The sequence below is a fragment of the Sandarakinorhabdus oryzae genome, assembly GCF_009733735.1.
GTDB lineage: Bacteria > Pseudomonadota > Alphaproteobacteria > Sphingomonadales > Sphingomonadaceae > Sandarakinorhabdus > Sandarakinorhabdus oryzae.
The window spans coordinates 1-3757 of the sequence record NZ_WNJP01000223.1 but is presented as its reverse complement, the minus strand read 5'-3'; the positions used below and the strand labels follow the sequence as shown (position 1 = coordinate 3757).

Sequence of the window (3757 nt, the reverse complement as noted above, 5' to 3'; positions counted from 1 at the left end):
GACTTCCGCCGCGCGCTGGCGCTGCGCCCGGGCCTGCGTCTCGCCGCCCAGGGCCTGGCCAACGCGGGCTGAACGCCGGCCCGCAACCGATCGGGCCTCCAGCCGTTCATCAATTGGAAACAGGTGATGCCGCAATGCAACGCCGCGGCGGCAATTTCTGCCTGACGCGGTGGCCAATCACGGTTGCCGCTTGTGGCAGAATGTCGCGCCGGGTTATCGGATGACGCAATGAACACGGGTCGAACTCGCCTTCCCCTGCCCCACATCGTGCTGCCGGTGCTCGCCAGCCTGCTGATGGCGGCCGCCCCTGCCGACGAATTGCGGCTCGAACCGCTGCGCGATGCCATCATCACCGATGCGCGCGCCACCAACCCGGCCACCATCGCCTTCGATCGCACCACCACCGCCGTCCGCCGCGGCCCCGGCATCAAGGACAAGACGGTGACCGTGGAGCGCTGGGATGGGCAGCACTGGTCATTGGTCAGCGTCAACGGCAAGCCGCCCACTGCCAGCCAGCTCAAGGATTTCCGCAAGGCCACCGCTGCCAACCCGGTGCCCGGCTATTACCGGCTGGCCGCGCTGATGGCCGCCGCTTCCGACATCTCGACCGACGGCGATGGCCGCAAGGTGCTGAAGATCCCGGTGCTGCCGCCGGGCACGGTGCGGACCGACACTTCCGACATTTCCAGCCACCTTTCGGGTGAGGCGGTGCTGGCCAGCAATGATGGCAAGCCCTATGTCGCCCGCCTGAAGGTGAAAGCGCACGAGAATTTCAAGCTGAACCTGCTGATCAAGGTGACGAATTTCGAGCAGATCAGCGATTATCGGTTGGGCCCTGATGGCCGCCCGCGGCTGGCGAGCCAGACCGCCGACAGCAAGGGCAGCATGTTCGGCTTCGTTGGCGGCGAAACCAACGAAGTCACCTACGCCTATCGCTGATCAGCCGCCGGTGCGCTTCACCGGTTCCGGCGGCCGATACTGGCCGCCCAGTGCCGCCTCGATGTCCGCCACCTTGAACGCCCGCGCTTCCTGAGCCGCAAAGGCTGCGTCAGCGGGCGTCACGAAATCCAGCAAGCTCAACCGGCTGGTCAGCCCGGCGCGGTTGGTGCTGGGCAGGATGAAGTTCAAGAGCACGGCAAAGCGGTCCTGGCCCTTGGCGGCCGTGGCCCGGGCTGCAGCCACGAGCAACGCCTCGGTCACGGTATCGATCGCCGCCACGCGCGCCGAACTGATGCTGGTTGCCGCGCCGTCGCGGGATGGCTTGGGCTGCATCAACTTTGAAGGCGCTGTCATCGCCTTGCCGAAATCCTGCGCCTCGCCGGGCTCTTCCCAACGCGGCAGCATCGTCACCAGCAGATTGAGCACGCCCTTGCCGGTGACCGCTTCGCGCGCCACTTTGGCGGCGTCGCTGCGGATCTTGGCCGGGTCCACCCCCGGCGCGGTGCCGGCACCACCCTTGGCCTGCACATTGGCGATGATCTGCGCAGTCAATGCCGCCGGCGACAACCAGCGCGGCCGCCCGGCCAGGAAGCCCTTGGCCTCCTCGGTCTTGCCCTGGTTCAGCGCCAGCTGCGCGCGGGCCAGTTGCACCATCTCGTCGGCGCGCGCCACCTGCTGCGCGGCGGTCTGCGCGGCCTGATCGGTGCCGCCGGCCTTGGCCGCCAGTTCGTCGATATCCTGCGAGACCTTGGCCAGCGTCTCCTCGGCGCCCTTGCTGTCGCCCGCCAGCGCCTGCAGCGCGGCCAGGCGGGACAGGATGACGACGCCCGGCTTGGTCATGCCGGCGGTCAGTGTCTTCACGCTCGCTGCCGCGCCCACCCAATCGCCGGCGCCTTCCAGGTTCACCGCCGGCCGCAAGTTGGGCAGCAGTCGCCACAGCCGGTCGATCAGGAAACGCTCATCCGCCGTCACCTCGGGTGACAACGCCATGATGCGCAACGCCTCCTCGGTGAGGAAATTGCCGTTGGGCCGGGCGTTGGCGGCCTGGAACGCCAATTTCTCGGCTTCGGCCTGGTTGTTCTGCGACAGCCGGGCAAAGGCCTCCAGCATGATGGAGCCGGCGCCGATGTTCCGGTCAAAATGCGCGCGCACCAGCGGGGTCAGCTCCACGCTGCGGGCGGCCTTGGCGTCGGCGATGGCGTCGTCAAACCGGCCCATCTCGAACTGGCGCACGCCGCGCATCATCAGCACCTCGGCGCGGCGCACCGGATTGCCGGTGGTGCGGCTGTCGGTCAGCGCTTCGGTGCAGGCGGCAATACCCTTCTCGCCGGCTTCGCGGGCCGCTGGATTGTCGGCCTCGGCGCTGCCGAACAGGCCGAGTGTGCCCAGGATCAGGATGCCGCGCCCGACCTGCTCACCCGGCGTCTGCCGGCGGCCATAGCCATCGCAGCGGATCAGCGCTGAAGGTGCGGCAAGTACCGGCGCTGCCGTGGCCGCAAGCAAGGCCGCAGCCACCACGACACGCAAAGACGAACGCATGAAATTCCCCCGGTTTTTTGGCCCTTGGCCCCTTTACTGCGGCGTTATGGCACTGGCCCGACCTTCGCACAATGACAGGATTGCACGCTTCGTCGCGGGCGCATAACCCTTGGCGCGGAAGGAAATTGATCATGCGTTTCGAAGGCACCACCGGCTATGTCGCCACCGATGATCTGAAGGTGGCGGTCAACGCTGCTGTCACGCTGCGCCGGCCGCTGCTGGTGAAGGGCGAGCCCGGCACCGGCAAGACCGTGCTGGCCCAGCAGATCGCCAACGCCTTCGATGCGCCGCTGATCGAATGGAACGTCAAGTCCACCACCAAGGCCCAGCAGGGCCTGTACGAATATGATGCGGTCTCGCGCCTCCGCGACAGCCAGCTCGGCGATCCGCGCGTTTCGGACATTTCCAACTACATCAAGCGCGGCAAGATGTGGGAGGCGTTCACGTCGGAAAAGCTGCCGGTGCTGCTGATCGACGAGATCGACAAGGCCGACATCGAATTTCCCAACGATCTGCTGACCGAACTCGATCGCATGGAGTTCGACGTCTATGAGACCGGTGAGCGCATCAAGGCAGCCCAGCGCCCGATCGTGATCATCACCTCGAACAACGAGAAGGAACTGCCCGACGCCTTCCTGCGCCGCTGCTTCTTCCACTATATCAAGTTTCCGGACCGCGAGACGATGGAAGCCATCGTGCGCGTCCACTATCCCAACATCCAGCGCGCCCTGGTTGGCGAGGCGCTCAACATCTTCTTCGACATGCGCGAAGTGCCGGGCATGAAGAAGAAGCCCTCCACCAGTGAGCTGCTCGACTGGCTGAAGCTGCTGATGCACGAGGATCTGCCGGTGGACGTGCTGCGCAACCGCGACACCAAATCGCTGATCCCGCCGCTGCACGGCGCACTGCTCAAGAACGAGGCCGACGTGATGCTGTTTGAACGGCTGGCCTTCATGAGCCGGCGCGGGCAGGTCTGACCGCCTATCTGAACGCCAAACTGGTCGCCCCTGCCCCCAGCGGGGCGGCTGTCGTATAGAGCATGGCCGTCAATCGCCCGGCCGCCAGATCGGCGCGGCCCAGGGCATCGAGCGCATATTCGGCACTGGCCGTGCGCGTGCCGGCCAGCCGCAGCGTGACCAGGATCGGCCCCGGCCCGTCGCCCTGGCGGCGATGCACCGCCACGGCGATCGGCGCATCCTTGCCTGCGCCGCTGGCCGCCACGTCAGCATGCAGGCGCGCGGTGAGCGGATCATAGCGCAGACGCAGCGTCGCTCTGGCC

3 protein-coding genes and 1 pseudogene are annotated in these 3757 nt (G+C 66.8%); 2 read left to right on the top strand and 2 right to left on the bottom strand.

All coding sequences use genetic code 11. The features are described from left to right. Positions 1 to 228: 228 nt before the first annotated feature. Positions 229 to 939 carry a hypothetical protein gene (locus tag GJ693_RS14565; protein ID WP_156256990.1) on the top strand — a complete coding sequence of 237 codons (711 nt, stop codon included), beginning with the start codon at positions 229 to 231 and terminating at the stop codon, positions 937 to 939. On the opposite strand, the gene GJ693_RS14560 is transcribed toward GJ693_RS14565, so the two are convergent. Then, positions 940 to 2478, bottom strand: a complete 1539-nt coding sequence (locus tag GJ693_RS14560; RefSeq protein WP_156256989.1) for a hypothetical protein — start codon at positions 2476 to 2478, stop codon at positions 940 to 942. 131 nt (positions 2479 to 2609) lie between these two features. On the opposite strand from GJ693_RS14560, the gene GJ693_RS14555 reads away from it, so the two are divergent. Then, positions 2610 to 3455: an AAA family ATPase gene (locus GJ693_RS14555; RefSeq protein WP_156256988.1), complete on the top strand. Its 846-nt coding sequence runs from the start codon at positions 2610 to 2612 to the stop codon at positions 3453 to 3455. A 4-nt stretch (positions 3456 to 3459) separates the two neighbouring features. Here GJ693_RS14555 and GJ693_RS17080 read toward each other — a convergent pair. After that, a pseudogene (locus GJ693_RS17080) lies at positions 3460 to 3757 on the bottom strand (amidase); the annotation flags it as partial.

What these genes read in the sequence shown, in the direction of transcription:
- GJ693_RS14565 (WP_156256990.1), top strand. Translation starts at nt 229, where the DNA reads ATGAACACGGGTCGAACTCGCCTTCCCCTGCCCCACATCGTGCTGCCG.
- GJ693_RS14560 (WP_156256989.1), bottom strand. Translation starts at nt 2,478, where the DNA reads ATGCGTTCGTCTTTGCGTGTCGTGGTGGCTGCGGCCTTGCTTGCGGCC.
- GJ693_RS14555 (WP_156256988.1), top strand. Translation starts at nt 2,610, where the DNA reads ATGCGTTTCGAAGGCACCACCGGCTATGTCGCCACCGATGATCTGAAG.